Annotated in this window: 3 protein-coding genes; all 3 read left to right on the top strand. The window is 67.3% G+C overall.

Features of this window, described 5'->3' with window-relative positions; translation table 11 throughout:
• Positions 1 to 239 (top strand): hypothetical protein (locus tag AC5RUJ_RS16535; protein WP_494156277.1); only part of this gene is annotated, 239 nt, incomplete at its 5' end.
• 135 nt (positions 240 to 374) lie between these two features.
• The gene (locus tag AC5RUJ_RS16530) at positions 375 to 896 is read left to right on the top strand and encodes a MarR family winged helix-turn-helix transcriptional regulator (RefSeq protein ID WP_494001551.1); all 522 of its coding nucleotides are present in this window, start codon (positions 375 to 377) and stop codon (positions 894 to 896) included.
• Positions 897 to 936: 40 nt separating this feature from the next.
• Positions 937 to 1304, top strand: a 368-nt coding sequence (locus tag AC5RUJ_RS16525) for a hypothetical protein (RefSeq protein ID WP_494156276.1), incomplete at its 3' end; no start/stop codon positions are given.

Here is a 1304-nt window from a genome sequence, read left to right as displayed (position 1 = left end):
TGGCCGCGGCTGTCCTCCTGACCGGCGCCCTCTGTTTGGCTTGGAGCCGCGACTGGGCGGTGGTCGCCGTCCTGGCTCCGGCGTTCGCGTTGTTCTCGCCCGTGCTGGCCGCAGCCGCCGCCGGGGCCCTGCTGCTCTGGGTCTGCGAAACGGCGTGGTGGGCAGCGGGCAAACCCTTCGCAAAGCGGCCCGATCCGCCGCCCGTCGTCGGACCCTTGGCGCGGACAACTCAACCGTGAGCCCCGGCGGTATTCCGGGCTCCCGGGCGCGCTCCCTGGGCCGGCTTCCCCGCCCGGAACCGGTGTCGGCCAGCCCCCGAAAGCGCCGGTTTGGTTTGATTGGCAAAACCAAACGGAAACGGCTAAACTTGAGGCATGCCCGCCAGCTCCCGCAAACAGCCCGATCCGGGCGTCATGATCCGTGACGCCGTGGCTCAAGTGGTGCGCTGGGCATCCCATGCGGAGACGCGAAAACAGCTGTTCGACCCGCGCGAGGTTGGCCTGACGCCCACCGACGTGGCCTTGCTCGAGTACATCGACGACAACGGCCCCGTCCGGGTCTCGGAACTGGCCTCGCAGCAGGGCGTGGACAAATCCACCATGACCCCGCAGGTCCGCCGCCTGGAGGACAAAGGGCTGGTGGACAAACAGTCCGATCCGGACGACGGCCGGGCCACCCTGGTGACGGCGTCCACGGCCGGACGGCGGATGCACCGGAACATCGGCAAGGCCGGCGCGGCCGTCGTCGATGAAATCCTGGCGGATTGGTCCGACGAAGACCGCGAAGCTTTTGCCCAATTCTTTACCCGCTTCGCCGAGCAACTGCTGCGCGGTGAAGCGTCCACCCGAAGCGACTCAGAAAGGAACACGACCGGCGATGTCATCGAAGGCTCTTGAGCAAGGTGGCAAACACGATCTGCATACGCTTTCTACACGGTTGACCGCAACCCGGCAGCTGCTGACCCAGAAAGTACGTACCGCCGGTTTGCTGTTCCCGCTGCTGACCCTGGCCGGTACGGCCGTGTTCTGGTCCATCGTCTGGCTGCTGGACACCGCCCCCGTCCACGCCCTCTCCCCCGTCAACGCGTTGCTGCGTATCTACGGCACCGGAATCGCGGTGATCGCCACGATGGTCATCGTCGGCGCCTCCGTCTGGCTGATCGTCAAGCGGTTGGGCTACTCCGACAGGTTCACCGAGGTTCTGTTCGAGCATGCCGACGATATCGGGCCGGTTCCGGCCGCGTCCGGCAGCCTGGCACGGAGCGCCACTGGGCCGGCGGCCGGCAGCACCATGTCCCCGGCGGC

The sequence above is a fragment of the Arthrobacter sp. Y3223164 genome (assembly GCF_059091005.1).
Note: the sequence above shows the minus strand (reverse complement) of the source record. Positions and strands in the feature narration are given on the sequence as shown.